Annotated in this window: 13 protein-coding genes; 11 read left to right on the top strand and 2 right to left on the bottom strand. The window is 45.5% G+C overall.

The annotated features are described in order from the left end of the window. Window positions 1-15: 15 nt before the first annotated feature. On the top strand, window positions 16-3,798 hold the full coding sequence (locus Q0380_RS08755; RefSeq protein WP_298962775.1) for a calcium-binding protein: 3,783 nt from the start codon (window positions 16-18) through the stop codon (window positions 3,796-3,798). Between the two features lie 724 nt (window positions 3,799-4,522). Here the strand turns inward: Q0380_RS08755 and Q0380_RS08750 are convergent. Continuing rightward, entirely contained in the window at window positions 4,523-7,132 is a 2,610-nt protein-coding gene (locus Q0380_RS08750) for an AAA family ATPase (RefSeq protein WP_298962773.1), read from the bottom strand. Window positions 7,133-7,348: 216 nt separating this feature from the next. Here Q0380_RS08750 and Q0380_RS08745 point away from each other — a divergent pair, with 216 nt between their 5' ends. The 9 genes from Q0380_RS08745 (at window position 7,349) to Q0380_RS08705 (ending at window position 14,011) form a co-directional block, all read left to right on the top strand. Beyond that, window positions 7,349-8,638 carry a S41 family peptidase gene (locus tag Q0380_RS08745; RefSeq protein ID WP_366806680.1) on the top strand — a complete coding sequence of 430 codons (1,290 nt, stop codon included), beginning with the start codon at window positions 7,349-7,351 and terminating at the stop codon, window positions 8,636-8,638. Window positions 8,639-8,648: 10 nt separating this feature from the next. Beyond that, entirely contained in the window at window positions 8,649-9,368 is a 720-nt protein-coding gene (purC, locus tag Q0380_RS08740; RefSeq protein WP_297882374.1) for a phosphoribosylaminoimidazolesuccinocarboxamide synthase, read from the top strand. A 3-nt stretch (window positions 9,369-9,371) separates the two neighbouring features. Beyond that, on the top strand, window positions 9,372-9,608 hold the full coding sequence (purS, locus tag Q0380_RS08735) for a phosphoribosylformylglycinamidine synthase subunit PurS (protein WP_298962770.1): 237 nt from the start codon (window positions 9,372-9,374) through the stop codon (window positions 9,606-9,608). After that, complete coding sequence (gene purQ, locus Q0380_RS08730) at window positions 9,605-10,270, top strand: phosphoribosylformylglycinamidine synthase I (RefSeq protein WP_298962767.1); 666 nt, start codon at window positions 9,605-9,607, stop codon at window positions 10,268-10,270. Before purS ends, purQ begins: the two co-directional genes overlap by 4 nt. Then, a complete protein-coding gene (locus Q0380_RS08725) occupies window positions 10,264-11,556 on the top strand; it encodes an SH3 domain-containing protein (protein ID WP_298962764.1) in 1,293 nt (430 codons plus the stop codon). Before purQ ends, Q0380_RS08725 begins: the two co-directional genes overlap by 7 nt. Further along, a complete protein-coding gene (locus Q0380_RS08720; RefSeq protein WP_298962761.1) occupies window positions 11,537-12,223 on the top strand; it encodes a lysophospholipid acyltransferase family protein in 687 nt (228 codons plus the stop codon). Before Q0380_RS08725 ends, Q0380_RS08720 begins: the two co-directional genes overlap by 20 nt. Window positions 12,224-12,668: 445 nt before the next feature. Beyond that, window positions 12,669-13,154, top strand: a complete 486-nt coding sequence (locus Q0380_RS08715) for a hypothetical protein (protein WP_298962757.1) — start codon at window positions 12,669-12,671, stop codon at window positions 13,152-13,154. Window positions 13,155-13,169: 15 nt separating this feature from the next. Then, entirely contained in the window at window positions 13,170-13,652 is a 483-nt protein-coding gene (locus Q0380_RS08710; protein WP_298962754.1) for a hypothetical protein, read from the top strand. A gap of 59 nt (window positions 13,653-13,711) precedes the next feature. Continuing rightward, a complete protein-coding gene (locus tag Q0380_RS08705) occupies window positions 13,712-14,011 on the top strand; it encodes a hypothetical protein (protein WP_298962752.1) in 300 nt (99 codons plus the stop codon). 80 nt (window positions 14,012-14,091) lie between these two features. Here Q0380_RS08705 and Q0380_RS08700 read toward each other — a convergent pair whose 3' ends face one another. After that, window positions 14,092-15,129 (bottom strand): hypothetical protein, encoded by a 1,038-nt coding sequence (locus Q0380_RS08700; protein WP_298962748.1) that lies wholly within the window; start codon window positions 15,127-15,129, stop codon window positions 14,092-14,094. Between the two features lie 106 nt (window positions 15,130-15,235). On the opposite strand from Q0380_RS08700, the gene truD reads away from it, so the two are divergent. Beyond that, window positions 15,236-16,348 carry a tRNA pseudouridine(13) synthase TruD gene (gene truD / locus Q0380_RS08695; RefSeq protein ID WP_298962745.1) on the top strand — a complete coding sequence of 371 codons (1,113 nt, stop codon included), beginning with the start codon at window positions 15,236-15,238 and terminating at the stop codon, window positions 16,346-16,348. The last annotated feature ends 75 nt before the right edge of the window (window positions 16,349-16,423 follow it).

The following is a 16,423-nucleotide window of genomic DNA, read 5'->3' as shown; positions in this document are numbered from 1 at the left end:
TATAAAGGATAAAAAATGACGAGTAAACAAGCTGATCAAATTTTAGCAGATATTGCAAACGGTAAAGATGTGCGCACTAGTAGCGGCGCTAAGGTAACCGCTGAAAATTTTGAGAAATTTTTTCTAAACGATATGGTTAGAAAACTAGGTACTAAAAGTGAAGGCGAGACAACCGTGCTATATAGTAGCGCTAATAAAGCTGCAGAGATAGCAACAAAAAGTCCGAATATTAGAATTATAAATAAGACGGAAGCTTATAAATTTCTAACCAATATTAACAATGATAATATTATTTTCAAAAGAATTTGGAAAAATTTTTATGGATATGAACCTAATTTAAAAAACTACACATCAAGAGAAGGTATTTTATTAGGCGGTATAGATTCAGAATACGATAAAAGCGGTAAGCTTGTAAAGCCAAAAACAGAAGGCGCTTGGGATATCGTATCAAGAAATTTTGTGCAGACGGCCAAGGGGGAAACGGTTATAACTTTAGGCGACGACGCTAAAACGCAAAGGGTATTTTTTAGAACTGAACTCCCCGAACTTCTCAAGAATAAAAACATTACTAAAATCAACGGTATGGATAAGGCGGAATTTGCCTCTAAACTAAATTCTTATGCTACCGATAAAGAAAAACTAAATTTTATAATAAGCGATAGAAAGACAGTGTTAGAAATCACCGGTAAAAGCGAACTATACGAGCTAAATCAAAAAGACTTCGAAACCGCTAGAAAAAATATCAAATATAATGAGATCTTGCATACCAAAACAAAAGATTTGATCTCCCATCAAAATAAAACGGTGAACGGTAATGCCGAACATACGACAGGAAATAAAAAGCCTACAGATGCGTCGATAGCGATAGGCGACAACGAAAAGAACATTGATAAAATCACAAGAGAGATTGTTAATAATGAGAAAATGTCATATAGCGATAAGATCAAAGAGATTACTAAAGTTCTAAAAAATGAGCCACCAGCTAAAGTTATCGGCACATTAAATAAGATAGGAACTGCAGGCCTCGTATTAAGCGCAGGTTGGGTTTCGTACGAAGCATATAAAGCACTGGAAGAGGGGGATGCGCAGCGGGCTAGCGATCTAATAGGCGAATATTCGGTTTCTCTAGGTGGCGGCTATTTGACCGCAGCAGCAGCTATGGCTTTAATGGGCGGAACGGTAACGGTAGGAAGTTTGTTGATAGGTATGGCAGCTATGGCGGTCGGTAGCAAGTTGTTTTCGTATTTATATGAAAATAGAGACGCTCTTTTATATTTTATTGATCCATTTGACGAAAACTGGAAAGGTAGAGATCAGGAATGGCTGGAGGAATTTAAAAATTTTTGGCAAGATCCAAATAGGTGGGAAAATGCAAAAGATACATTACCATATTTAGTGGAACAATTTAACCATACATTACGAAATGCTATAAATTCCATAGGTCAATTCCTCGGTTCTATTTTTAACTTCTTAATCTACGACCCTCTCGCCCTTGATCTTAACGGAGACGGCAAGATCGGCATAAGTCCTGCACCTAACGGCGGAGCCTACTTCGATCATAACGGCGACGGAGTATCTCACAGATCTTCTTGGATCAGCAAAGAGGATGGAATTTTAGCCTACGATCGTAACGGCAACGGTAAGATAGACGACGGCAGCGAGCTATTTGGAAATTTCACGCAGATAAAAGATAAAGATGGCAATCAAAGACTAGCCAAGGACGGCTACGAAGCTTTAAAGGAATTCGATAGCAATAACGACGGGCTCATAGATAATAAAGACGATAAATTTAAAGATCTTAAAATTTGGCAGGATGCGAACTCTAACGGGATCTCAGACGAAGGCGAGCTAAAGAGCTTAGATGAGCTAGGCATCGCTAGCCTAAGCCTAAATCACAATGAGGTAAACGAAGATCTAGGAGGCGGAAATACCCTAAGCCTAAAGGGAAGCTATATTAAAAAAGACGGCACCGCTCATAGTATGGGCGATCTAAATTTCAACGTAGATACGATAAATTCTAAATTTAAAGACGAGGCGCCGTTAAACTCAGAAGATATGGCTAGGGCAAATATTAAAGGATTTGGATTACTAAGAGATCTAAGATCGGCCGCTGCATTAAATAAAGAGCTAGCTGCCGCACTAGATAGCTACTCTCGCTTAAGTACCAAAGAGGAGCAGCTCAAGGCTCTGCCTGCTCTTATAAAAGCCTGGAGCGAGACTGCGGCAAGAAGCACGGGCGGAAATTCTAATGCCGCGGGCTACGAAGTAAACCTAAAAGGGGTGAAGCTTCCAAGCAATGTAAATTTAGGCGCAGGATCAAACATCAATGTAGATGCAGACGGTAATGTGATAAACTCTGGTAATCCAAACGCCAGAAGACTAAGCCTCACTCCGTCTCAATACAGAGCGCTTCTAGATAGTTCTAAATCCATAGATGAAAACCTACTAAAGGAATTTGAGAGCATAAAATATAAGATCAAGGTAATCGATGCTTTCACCGGCTCAAAGACTGCAGAACTCTATTATATAAGCAACGACGATATAAAAGCCATCATCAAAAACACGAACGAAACTTATGAGAAAATTTTAAACTACTCCTATGCATCGCTACTGGCTCAAACGAGACTAAAAGGCTATGCCGATCTGATAAGTCTAGATATGATCTCCGTGCCTAACGATACGGCTGCGGGCGGTGCCTCGGGGTCTGCAAGCGGCGGTGCAAACGCATCTGCTAAGCCGAAGTATGATTTCAGACTAAATTTCACCAAAGTAATCGATAAATTTAAAGAGATAAACCTAAGCGACCCGAAGAAGGCTTTCGTGGATTTGGCAGAGTTTGCTACATTGTTTCAGAGCAAAAAGGAGTTCGCAGCAGGACTTAGCCTACTTGCAGAGTTCGCATACGGAGCGAATAAACGAGGGGTGCTAAGCGAGTATATAGCCGCCATAGGACAAGAGACGCAAAATAAGCTAGATATAGCAACGATAACCTCCAATTCCAGCGGCACTAATGCAAATGATATTATGGTAGGGTCTGAAGGTAACGACGTTATCAATGGACAAGACGGTAACGACACTATCTACGGCGGCGAAGGCAACGATAAACTTTACGGTCAAGATGGTAACGATACCCTCTACGGCGGCGAAGGTAGTGACATTCTATCCGGAGAGGACGGTAACGACACCCTCTACGGCGGAGACGGCGACGATACCCTTTATGGAGAAGGTGATAGCGATATCTTAGAAGGCGGAGCTGGTAATGATAGATTAGAGGGCGGATATGGTGATGATACCTACATATTCGGCAGAGGCAACGGAGCCGATACCATCTATGATATCTACGGAAACGATACGATTAAATTTAAAGAGGGGATCAAGAAAGAAAACATCACCTTCCAAAGGGTCGCCAACGATCTTGTATTAAAATACGGCGAGAACGATACCGTTCGTATAAATAATCAATTCAGCGGCGGTGCTATAGAGCAGATCGCGCTTGCTAGCGGAGAGTATATCACTGCTAGTAAGATAAATAAGATCATCGAAGATCTCAACGCTTACGCTTCGAATAACGGCATGAGCAATATCTCGATGGATGATATGAAAAATAATCCGGATATCATGCAGATGTTTGCGAGCGGCTGGGGGGAACTAATCCTCCAGCCTCACGCACTGTGTACTTCTAATGCTACGCCGTGCTTTGTTAATGACTATTTACAAAACGCCGCCAGTGTTATAAACTGGCGGCATAGCATTGCGAGACTTTACTTTAACTATCTCAGCGCCTATCCATTTAGCTAAATTTTACATAAATTTGTATGCAAAATTTTATGAATAGAGCTCAAGATATGTAAATTTAAAAGGGTAAATTTTGAAATGATCTTAAAATTTGCCTCCGCTTCAGATTCAAATTTTTAAGTTTCGAAGTCCGAAATTTCGATCATTGACTTCGAATTTTAAAATTCTAATCCTGCCCGCCTTTTTAAATTTTATAATCTAAAATCCTTGTGTTTCGAACCACGCAGCTTGAAGTCGCTGCTTCTTAAATTTGAAATTCTAAGCTCTGAGATGCGGAGCCTTGCTCGATAAAATTTTAAAATTTCAAGTCCAGAATTTAATTTGATAAAAATTTTATCGGGCAGAATTCGGCTCAGTAAATTCTACAGAATGCTACTACGAAAGAGGAAAAGATGAAATTTTAAATAGAGCGTTTCAATTCCCAACGAGATGGAATTCTACACTTTCGCTATTACCCCATCAAAACAGCTTGATTGTTTCAATTCCCAACGGGATGGAATTCTACCGAAAAGAGCTGGAATGAAATGTCGGTATCCGTGTTTCAATTCCCAACGGGATGGAATTCTACTATGCGCCGATCCTATCATGGCGCAAAATACCAAGTTTCAATTCCCAAGGAGATAGATTATTCGCCCAATTTATATTAATAAAGTATTTTAGATTTACCTCGCCAAATTTACTCCACCAAAGCGAGGAATTTACCCTGCAGGATAAATTCCGCCCGATTTTACTTCACCCTCTTTATCTCGATCTCGCCGTCACGCGCGCCTATTTCGATCCGATCGCCGGTTTTGATCTCGTCGCTTAGGATCATATCGGCGATCTTATCCTCCACCAGGTCGTAAAGCGCCCTTCGTAGTGGTCTTGCGCCGTATTCGATATCAAAGCCCGCCGAGGCGATGAGCTTTTTGGCATTTTCGCTCAAGCTCGCGCTAATGCCGCGGTTTGCGAGCGTTTTTTGCAGACTCTTAAACATAATGCCCACGATTTTGATGAGATCGTCCTCGCTTAGGGCGTTGAAGATCACGATGTCGTCCAGACGGTTGATAAATTCGGGCTTGAAATAATTCTTCAGCTCGCTCTTTACCGCCTCCTCGCGTTCGGCAAGCGCAACCTCGCGCGGCTTGTCCGCATTTTTGGCGTCAAGCTCCATAATCTTAGCCGAGCCGATATTGCTCGTTAGGATGATGATCGTGTTTTTGAAATCGACCGTAACGCCCTTGTTATCGGTTGCACGTCCGTCGTCTAAAATTCCAAGCAGGATGTTAAAAACGTCCTTGTGCGCCTTTTCGATCTCATCAAAAAGTAGCACCGAGTAGGGCTTTCTTCGCACCGCTTCGGTAAGCTGTCCGCCCTCATCGTAGCCCACGTATCCAGGAGGCGCGCCGAGCAAGCGCGAAACGCTGTGTTTTTCCATATACTCGCTCATATCAAAGCGGATCATCGCTCGCTCATCATCGAATAAAAACCTCGCTAAGCTCTTTGCGCTCTCGGTCTTGCCGACGCCGGTAGGGCCCAAAAACAAAAAGCTTCCGATTGGGCGGTTTTCGTTTACGAGCCCCGCTTTGTTGCGCTTGACGGCGCGAGCGATGGCGTGTAGCGCCTCGTCCTGCCCCACGACGCTCTCTTTTAGATGCTCCTCGATGTGAAGGAATTTCTCCTTTTCGGAGGAGAGCATTTTGCTTACCGAGATGCCCGTCCACTTGCTTAAAATTTCGGCCACGCTCTCCTCGTCCACGCGGTTTCGCAAAAGCACGCCGTTTTCTTTCATCGCGTCCCACTTCGCCTCAAGCTCCTTAACCTTCGCCTGCGCGGCGGGGATCTTGCCGTATTCGATCTCGGCGGCCTTGCTAAGATCGCCGTTACGTCTTGCTAAGCTAGCTTCGTTTTTGAGGCTATCGATTGCTTTTTTAGCCTCGCTTATGCCGCCGAATACGGACTTTTCGTTTTCAAATTTAGCCTGAAGCGCGTTTTTCTGCTCGGTTAAATTTTCGATCTCTTTGTCGATCTGCGCGAGCCGCTCGTCGTTTTTGCCGTCATCCTCCATCTTAAGGGCTTCCTTTTCGACCTGAAGTGTGAGGATGTCGCGCTTAGCCTTGGCAAGCTCGTTGGGCTCGCTTTCGATCTGCATTTTAAGCTCCGCCGCCGCTTCGTCAATGAGATCGATCGCCTTATCCGGCAAAAATCTATCGCTGATGTAGCGGTCGCTTAGCCTTGCAGCCGCCACAAGCGCGCTATCGGTGATGGTGACGTTGTGATGCACCTCCAGCCGCTCCTTTATGCCGCGCAGGATCGCCGTAGCCTCGCTCACGCTAGGCTCCGCGACCGTTACGGGCTGGAAACGGCGCTGAAGCGCGGCGTCTTTTTCAAAATACTTTCGGTACTCTTTCAGCGTCGTAGCGCCGATAGCGTGCAGCTCGCCGCGCGCAAGGGCGGGCTTTAGGATGTTTGCGGCATCCATCGAACCTTCGCTTGCGCCTGCGCCTACGATGGTGTGAATTTCATCGATGAAAAGCACGACGTTTGCGGCTTTTACGACCTCGTTTATGACGGCTTTGAGCCTATCCTCAAATTCGCCGCGGTACTTCGCGCCCGCAATCAGCGCACTCATATCAAGCGCGATGACGCGTTTGTTTTGCAGGCTGAGCGGAACCTCTTTTTTGGCGATCAGCTGCGCAAGACCCTCGACGACTGCGGTTTTTCCCACGCCCGGTTCGCCGAGTAGGATAGGGTTGTTTTTCGTCTTGCGAATTAAAATTTGCATCATTCGCGAGATCACCTCGTCGCGACCGATGACAGGATCGAGCTCGCCTGCGATTGCCTTAGCGGTGAGATCGACGCCGAATTTGCTAAGCGCCTCAAGCGTCTCGTCGGCGGTTTGCGAATCGATACTTTTACCGCCGCGAAGCGCCTCAAGCTCTTTTTTGATCTCGCTAAGATCCGCAAATTTAGACAGAATTTTCTTTAGCGGATCGGCGTTTAAATTTGCGATCAGCCAGGTATCTACGGCGATAAATTTATCGCCCGAGCTCGTCATCAGCCCCTTTGCGACCTCTAGCGAGTTCATCAGCTCGCGCGAGATACGCACGTTTTCCTTCGTGACGTTTGAGCTGGTCGGCAAATTTGAAATTTCGCTTTTGATTTCAAGCTCGACCGCAGTCTTTTCGATGCTAAATTTATTAAAAATTTGATTTAGAACCGAGCCGCTGTCGGTTACCAAAGCCCAGAGCATATGCAATACGCCCACTTCGCTATTTTTGGAATGGATCGCTAAAGAAACGCTGCTTTCGAGCAAAGAGCGCATTTTGTCGGTTAGAATTTCAATAGTTTCGTTCATAAATTTTCTCCTAAAGTTGAAGTTGATTGCATTATATAACTTTAGTGTGTTTATGTCAAGGTTTTTTAGTGAGATTTTAAAATTTTTGGCTTAAATTTATCCGTAAACGCGCAAATTTCGTATGAAATTTACCTTATTTTTAGCCAATTTTCTATAAAATTCACTCCATTTTACTTTCAAGGATAAACTTTGCGACAAAAACACCTCTTCTTCGGCTTGGGATTTATTTTCTCTTTATTTTTAGGCGTTAGTTTTTTTACCGGAAATTTACAAGCCAGAGAGGTCAATGCGACTAAAAAACCAGACAGCGAAAAAACGCGTCTGGAGGCGCTAGCAAAGCTTACCAAAACGCTTGCGATCGTCGAAAACAATTACGTCGATGAGATGACCTTCTCGGAGCTCGTGGATAAGACGATCTCGGGGCTTATGAATAACCTCGACGCGCACTCAAGCTACATGGACGAAAAGGCGTTTAACGACACGAAAGTCCAGACCGAAGGCGAGTTCGGCGGGCTTGGAATTCAGGTGGGTATGAAAGACGGCGCTCTGACCGTCATCTCGCCTATCGAGGGCACTCCGGCGGATAAAAAGGGCATTCAGGCTAACGACGTGATCTTGCGTATCGACGGCAACGCGACCTTCGGCATCACGATCGACGATGCGGTCTCAAAAATGCGCGGCAAGCCGAAAACTAAAATCACTCTAACGATCGTGCGCAAGGGTGTTAGCAAGCCTTTCGACGTCGAGATCGTCCGCGACATAATCAAAGTAGAATCGGTCTATGCTAAGATGATCGAGGATGATAAAATTTTATATCTGCGCGTTACGAATTTCGACCAGCACGTAGTTCCGGATGCAAGCAAATTTATAAAAGAGCATAAAGACGCCAAGGGCATTATTTTGGATCTGCGAAACAACCCAGGCGGGCTTTTGGATCAAGCGATCGGGCTTGTAAATTTATTCGTCAGCAAAGGGCTTATCGTCTCTCAAAAAGGACGCGCGAAAAACGAAACCGAAGCGCATAACGCCGATCCTAAAAAGAAGATCACCGATCTACCGCTTGTGGTTTTGGTCAATGGCGGCAGTGCAAGCGCGAGCGAGATTGTAAGCGGATCGCTTCAAGATCTAAAGCGCGCCGTGTTAGTTGGTGAAAAAACTTTTGGCAAGGGAAGCGTGCAGGTAATCCTGCCGATAGAGGATAAAGAGGCTCTGCGGCTTACCATAGCGCGATACTATCTATCAAGCGGTCGCACTATCCAAGCGGTGGGTGTGACGCCTGATCTCATAGTGGCGCCGGGCAAGGTGCCGAGTCGCGACGAGGATGAATTCTCGCTAAAAGAAGCCGATCTCAAAAAGCACCTGCAAGGCGAGTTAGCCAAGGTCGAGACCAAGAAAAAAGATGCTCAGAAAAAGGATGAGAAAAATTTCATCACCGTAGAGCAGATTAATAACGATATCCAGTTAAAAACCGCAATAGACGCGATAAAAATTCTAAACATCAAGTAAGGAGAGTGTGATGCAAGCTACCAAAAAAGAGCTCATCTACGAAGGCAAGGGCAAGAAGATGTGGTCGGTTAACGAAAGTGACGACCTTTTGATCTCGGAATTTAAAGATTCGCTGACGGCGTTTAACGGCGTCAAAAAGGCCGAAGAGAGCGGCAAAGGCGCGCTGAATTGTAAAATTTCGACGCTGATTTTTGATCTGCTTAAAAAGCACGGCATCGCTACTGCGCTTGTTGAGACGATCAGTCCGACCGAGCAGCTCGTAAAAAAATGCAAGATTTTCCCTCTTGAGATCATCGCTCGTAATATCGCCACTGGCTCGCTTACAAAGCGTCTGGGCATCAAAGAGGGTACGAAGCTCCCGTTTACGCTGGTGGAGTTTTGCTACAAAGACGACGAGCTGGGCGATCCTATCCTAAACGACGAGCATTGCTTGCTGCTTGGCGCCGTAAAGAGCCAAAGCGAGCTTGATGAGCTCAAAAAGATCGCGCGCAAGATCAATGAAATCTTGATTAAATTTTTTGATGAGCGAAATTTAAAGCTCGTGGATTTCAAAATCGAGCTTGGCAGAGATAAGGACGGCAATATCCTGCTTGCAGATGAGATCAGCCCCGATAGCTGCCGCTTTTGGGACAAACAGACCGATAAAAAGCTCGATAAGGACGTATTCAGGCAGGATCTCGGTAGCGTAAAAGTGGCCTACGAAGAGGTCTTGCGTAGAATTCTAGGATAAGCGATGAAGGTGATCGTAAACGTAAGGCTTAAGCAGGGCGTGCTCGATCCGCAGGGCAAGGCGGTTTTACACGCCCTCGCTTCGCTTGGATTTAGCGGCGTGCGAGATGTGCGCGTAGCTAAACAGATTGTCCTTGAGCTAGATGGCGAGGATAGGGATAAAATTTATGCCGAAGTTGCCAAGATGTGCGATGAAATTTTGGCAAACACCGTCATCGAAGACTACGAGATCGTGATATGAAGGTAGCGATCGTCAATTTCCCAGGCACCAACTGCGAGCGCGACAGCAAATACGCCTTTGATAAGCTTGGTTGCGAAACGCAGATAATCTGGCATAAAGAAACCGACATAAACGCCGATCTGATCGTGCTTCCCGGCGGCTTTAGCCACGGAGATTATCTGCGAACCGCGGCGATTGCTAAATTTAGCCCCGTAATGCAAGCGATACTTGATCACGCGCGAAAGGGCGGCTATATTTTGGGTATCTGCAACGGCTTTCAGATGCTTTTGGAGCTAGGCTTGCTCGCAGGCGCGATGAATAAAAATATAAATTTAAGCTTTATCTCAAAATTTCACCATCTGCGCGTCGTTTCAAACGATAATAAATTTCTGCACTGTTGCGATAAGGGCGAAATTTTAAATATCCCGATTGCGCATGGCGAGGGCAACTACTATGCGCCTGCAGATACGCTAAAGTCGCTATACGACGAGGATTGTGTGCTGCTAAAATATTGCGACGAAAACGGCGCGGATCTAAATCCGAACGGCTCAGTGGACGCAATCGCCGGGGTTTGCGATAAAAACAAAAAAATTTTCGGCCTGATGCCGCATCCTGAGCGCGCGATAGAGCCTATTTTGGGCGGCACGGACGGAGAGAAAATGCTAAAAGGCTTAATTTGCTAAAAAAAATTCTTACTATTTTAGGTGTCTGTACGCTTGCGTTTGCTGCGCCGGAGATTGAGATCGATTCGCTTGACGATCTAAGTAAATATGCGCCGAAAAAAGCTGAGGATAAGCCCGACGAGCCGCAGACGCGCGATAATTCCAAGGTGATGCTGAAGTATAATAAAAAAGAGGTTATGTCGATGGATAATCTAAGCATCGACGATCTTAAGGCTCTGGCGCCTACTAACGAAGTCGATCTGGATGTATCCGACGATAAAATTTATCAGGACATCAAACCCAAAGAGCTTACGCTAAAAGCCAGTGGAATGCCTAGGAAGGTGTATTGCAATCAAATTTTTAAGATTGACTTCGCCGTATATTTGGGGCAGAAAATCACCGTTAAGCCAAAGCTGGAGATCAGCCGCACCAATGGTATGAAGTGGCTTAATGCCGACAATCTTACGTGGATTGAGGGTGACGAGATGTTTGAGACGACGCTGTGGTTTGCGGCAAGCGATAAGAGCGACAAGATCAATGAGCTCGTTTTGACCTTGCAGCGCAACGGAGAATTCTTTGAAAAAAGCTCTATCAAACCTGATAATCCGGAATTTATGAAGCTTGACACGAAGCCTAATTTTTCGCATATCGTAGCCGACGAGCTGAAACTTAAAAACTACAAAACTACAAAATTTGACGACGCATCGAATTTACTCACGCTCGATCTTGGTATCCGAAACGGCGCAATCGGCGCTTTTAGCATCGATAATCCAGCCATTATCAAACAGGGCGTGGACTCCGTACGCGGCACATACGCAAGTCAGAGCGGATATTATTTCGCCGTCGTGGATAAAAATATCACAAATTTAGACTTCAGCTATTTTAATCTTAATACTAAAAAATTTGAAAATTTCGGGCTTGAGCTTAATCCGCGCGCCGAGGATCTTAGCACGCAGATCGGTCTGAATCCAAAAGAGAGCAAATTCGAAGCCTACAAGCAGATCGCGATCTACACGCTAGCTGCCGTACTTTTGGTGATGTTTCTGCTTAGTAAAAATATCACGCCGCTTATCTTTGCGGTGCTGATTTTGGCGGTAAATTTCTACGCACAAAGGCCTTACGGCACGGGCAGTATCGCGCAAAATTCCCCGGTTAGAATTCTGCCTATGCAAAGCTCCACTGTATTTTACGTAACTAAAAATGCCGAAAAGGTCGAAATTTTGGGCACGAATAAGGATTTTTACAAAATTATGCTGGGCGGCAATAAGATCGGCTGGGTAAAAAAGGATGAGCTTGTCAAGGATTAGAGCGCTATTTTACGCGATTTGGTTTATTTTTACCGTCGTTTGCGTCGTGATCGCCATGGCGGTGAAAAACTCCTCTCATCGCCGCTTCCGCCGCATTTGGGGGCGCTTTCAGCGCTATGGCGTCGGATATGATATCGAGATCATAGGCACTCCCGATCCGCGCGCGCAGTTAGTAATCGCCAACCACCAAAGCATAATGGATATCGTCGTGCTTGAAGAGACTCATCCCGCCGATATCTGCTGGATCGCTAAAAAAGAGATCGCAGACATCCCTATCATCGGCAAAATCATCACGCTTCCGAAGATGATCCAGGTCGATCGCTCAAATCCGCGCGATCTGGTGCGGATCGTGCATGAAGTGCAGCAGCGCGTGAGCGAGGGGCGCGTCATTACGATGTTTCCCGAGGGCACCAGACATCGCGGTACGCAGCTTTTGCAATTCCAAAGCGGCGCCAAAGCGATCGTTAGCAAGCTCGGTCTGCGCGTCCAGCCCGTGGTGCTCATCGGCACGCAGCACATCGCAAACTCTCACGATTTCACCGTCCACAGCGGACACGTCAAAATCATCTACCTAGACCTGCTCGACACGAGCGATAAAGATTGGCTGCAGCACGCCAGAGATACGATGCAAGCCGTAATCGACGAAAACGAAACCGCCGAAGCGTAGGCGGAATTCATAAATTTACCGATAAAATTCAAACGCGACTTTTGTTAATTCGCTCGATTTCTGTGCGCAGCGGCGCGTTTATTTGCGCTTTGATTTGCGACGGCGAAATTTTTTTATAAATTTCACCCGCTCGTGTTAAGCGGCGTGGAATTTTAAAATTTCGTTCGTGCGCGCGGACGGCAAAATTTTAAAATTTTATCCGTGCGCTCAGGTAGTGGAATTTTAAAATTTCATCTAAGCAGCAGGCGGCGAGTTATCGGCGAGAGACCCGCAAGAAAACAGCGCTTACATAAAAGCGAAATTTTAAAATTTACGCGGCGCGGAAAGATGAAATTTGGCGTATATTTAGCCATTTGCGCAAATGGCTAAACGATCTGTCGCAAGAGCAAAAGACGGCGGCAACCCGCAAGCAGTCTTAAAATTTTAAATTCTTAAGGAGGAGAGAATGGCGTTTGTTACAGAGCGTATTTCAAAAGAGGATATCGAGAAATACGATTTGCTAAAACCGTGCAATGAGATATGCAATAAGTATTATCAGGGTGAGCTTGATTTGGTAGATTTAAATTCGAGAGATTGGTGCATAGATCGAGATAGGGGCATTTGGCTTTTTGTAGTACGCAGTATCACTATCGGAGATCCTAGAGATATGAACTATAGCGGCGAAGATATATGGATCTTGCACTACAAGGGTAAAGATATAGAAATCGATCTGAGGAATATACATAATGAATATACAGGTAAAAAAGATACGGATAATCCGTTTATACTAATATATGGACTGGAATCTATAAGAAGTGATCTTGGGGATATAACAAAGCAGGAGATTGTAGATATTTTAAAAGAAATTTTAAATGAGTTTAAGGGAGGAGACGTTATAACGTATTTTATCCCCAAAGAGAATATTCAAGTAATTTTCAGATCTAAAATTTAAAGCAAAGGGGATAAGGTGGCATTTGTAGCAGAATATATTTCTAAAGAGGATATTAAGAAATATGATATTATAAATCGTGTAGATCAGTGCTTGGCAAAATATCATTATGATCCACAGGAGCCCAATGAAATAAAGTGGCTGAATTGGGTTATTGACAGGCAAAGAGATATTTGGCTTATCTTTGTTTGTAGCCCGCATCTGCCTGATCCAAGAGACGGATATACCGGAGAGATGATTTGGCTGCTTTATTATAAAGGTAGAGAAATTGAGCTTGACATTAGACGGGTCTATGACGAAACCACAAGTAAAATGCTAGTCGATAATCCGTTTTTTATCAAATATAAGCTAGAAAATATAAATTCTAGTATTGACGGAATTTTGTTAGATGAACTTTATGGCGTCTTGAATGAGGCTTTAAAAGAATATGGTAGTCGTGGAATTGGCGGTAGAAAATTTCTACCAAAAGGACACCAGATTGTAACATTTTTGCACGATTGAGAATGCTTGCGTGTATTAGAATTTCGGTCGGAAATTTGTTTTAAAAACAGGAGAGCAAGATGGATGAAATTTTAAAAACAATCCAAACGGCGTCGTTTATTATGTTTTTCGCACCGATATGGGCTTTCATAGCTACTCCGTCATTTGATTTTTGGAAAGACTCAAAAGTAGATGAGTTTTTTAAATTTGCTGCTATGAAAAGAGATATGAAACTTTTAAATGATGAGAGATACCAAAAGCCTCTAGATCGTAAAATTATTTGGCTTTACATAGCCTTTGAATTTTGCTTGGGGCTTAGCGTATATTTAGGCATTTTCGGGCTTATCGTAAGCACGATTTTGCGGATAATTTATGGATAGTAAGGCGGCTAAGCAGTGAAATTCCAAAAGTAGCCAAATAGACAAAAGGTAAAATTTTGAAATTTTAAACCCTCGTTCGCTTAAATCAGCGTCGGCTTTAGTTTGCGTGCCGAAAAGTCGGGTCTCTCGCCGCGAGCTAGAGCGATGAGCTCATCCGTCGCAATTAGATAAAAGCCCGCGAGGCCTCTTCCGAAAAGCCTTTGGATTTCATCGCTTCTGCCGTCTAAAAAATCAAGCGCGAGCTTGGAATTTACTAGCAAAAAATCGCTTCCGCTGTCAAACGCGTCAAGTAAAATTTCGCCCCCCAGCCGCAGCGCGCACTCCCGCTCCCGCTCATATATCTGCGCTCCAAGCGGCGCGCCTTCACATTCAAAGTGCACGATCTGCGCGCCCAACCTGCTAGCGAGCTCCTCCGCAGCCTCATCGTACCACACGGCGACGTTAAAGCCGCTAAAATCGTGCTTCGCGCTCGCTGCGTCAAATTCCGCCATGCTCTGCGCGCTTAAAATTTTATTGCTGCGCGCGGGTTCAAATTTTAAAATGTCGCAAAACGCCCTGTATGCCGCGCGGTCGTCAAACTCCATCCCTACGGCGTCGCACTTCGTAAAATACGCCATCTGCGGCTCGATGATCTCTAAAATCCTCATGCGCTCGCTCGGATGCGTCTGCATCAGGCGGTGCGCGAAGATAAAGGCGCTGTTACCCAAAAACTCCTGCGAGCATGCGGGGATTTTCGTCGAGTAAAAATAGGGCACGAGGCTTTTGTAAAACTCGAAATCATTGGCGTCCGCGATGCTTTCAAAGGCTTGAAATTTATCCAAAAATGCCCTCGGCTCGCAGCGTAGGTCTTTAATCGCCTCTTTTTCGCTAAGAGGCGCGATGATTAGCTCGCTTCCAAAGTGTGCTATGAGCGTATCTAGCGGCTCTTTTACGCTCACCGTCGTGCCGCCGATTTTTACAAATTCCACTCCCTGCGCGCTGAAATAGGGATCGTGCGCGCAGATGTGATCAAGCAGCGCCGCAAGATCGGCAAAGGGTGCGCTTTCATAAACATAGGGCTTGAAGTAGCTTGCTACATCGCAGTGCGGATCGAAGCGAAAGAGCCTGATTTGAAGCATTTTTCATCCTTTTTTTTAGAGCAATGATACTAGAATTTGCCTTAATAATGAGTTTTTTAGGCTCAATTTTATAAAATTGTGCCTTAGATTAACGCAAAGGCCGGCTATGAAAAATTTATACACCCTAAATCATGCGCCGATAAATGCGCATTTTAGTAAAAACTCAAGCGATTTCGTCGTGCGCGAAGTGCCGCTTTACGAGCCTAGCGGTGAGGGCGAGCATTGCATTTTGCTGCTGCAAAAAAAGGGCATCAGCACGCACGAGGCGCTGCGGATTTTAAGCGAACGCACGGGCGCTAAGATGCGCGAGTTTGGCTACGCGGGGCTTAAGGACAAGCAGGGTCTTACAACGCAGCGCGTTAGCATGCCCGCTAAATTTGAGCCCGCGCTGGGCGCATTTTCGCACGAAAGCCTTAAAATTTTAAGCGTACAAAGGCACAAAAACAAGCTTAAAATCGGGCATCTAAAGGGCAACGACTTTTTTATCCGCCTAAAAAAGGTCCTGCCGCCCGACGCCGTCAAGCTCGCAGCCGCGCTAGATACGCTAGGGCGCGAGGGCTTTGCGAACTACTTCGGCTATCAACGCTTCGGCAAGTTCGGCGACAATGCGGCGCAGGGCGAGGAGGTGCTACGCGGACAAAGGCGGCTTAAAAACCCCAAAATGCGCGACTTTCTAATCAGCGCCTATCAGAGCGAGCTTTTTAACCGCTGGCTTAGCAAGCGGGTCGAAATTTCAAAATTTGCGGCGGAATTTAGCCTTGGAGAGTTTGCTAAAATTTACGGGCTAAGTAAAGAGGAGGCGCGTGAGATCGCGGCTCAGCCGCAGTTTTTTAAGCTGCTAAGGGGCGAGATTTTAGGGCATTTTCCCCGTGGCGCGTTTTTTAGCTGCGACGATCTGGGCGCTGAGTGCGAGCGCTTCGCGAGGCAAGAAATCACGAGCGCAGGCCTTATCGTGGGGCGAGCGAAGTTGCGAGCTAGCGGGCTTGGCGGCAGATTTGAAGATGAAATTTTTGCGCCCTCGCGCGAGTTTGAGGCGCAGATGAACGGCTCGCGCAGGTTTGCGTGGAGCTTTATGGAGCGCGTACAGCACACCTATGATGCGCAAAATGCGCATTTTAGCTTCAGTTTTTACCTGCCGAAAGGCTCTTACGCGACGGTCGTTTTGGAAGAAATTTTGCACCGAGATATATTCGAGGGCGCCGTGACAGACGAGGATTGAGACGCATCGCGCGCTGTAGGATAAGGACTCACGCGTCCCATGTCATGCCACGTCAAACCGCGCCGTAGAGTAAGG

The organism is uncultured Campylobacter sp., assembly GCF_937959485.1.
Taxonomy (GTDB): domain Bacteria; phylum Campylobacterota; class Campylobacteria; order Campylobacterales; family Campylobacteraceae; genus Campylobacter_B.
Note: the sequence above shows the minus strand (reverse complement) of the source record. Positions and strands in the feature narration are given on the sequence as shown.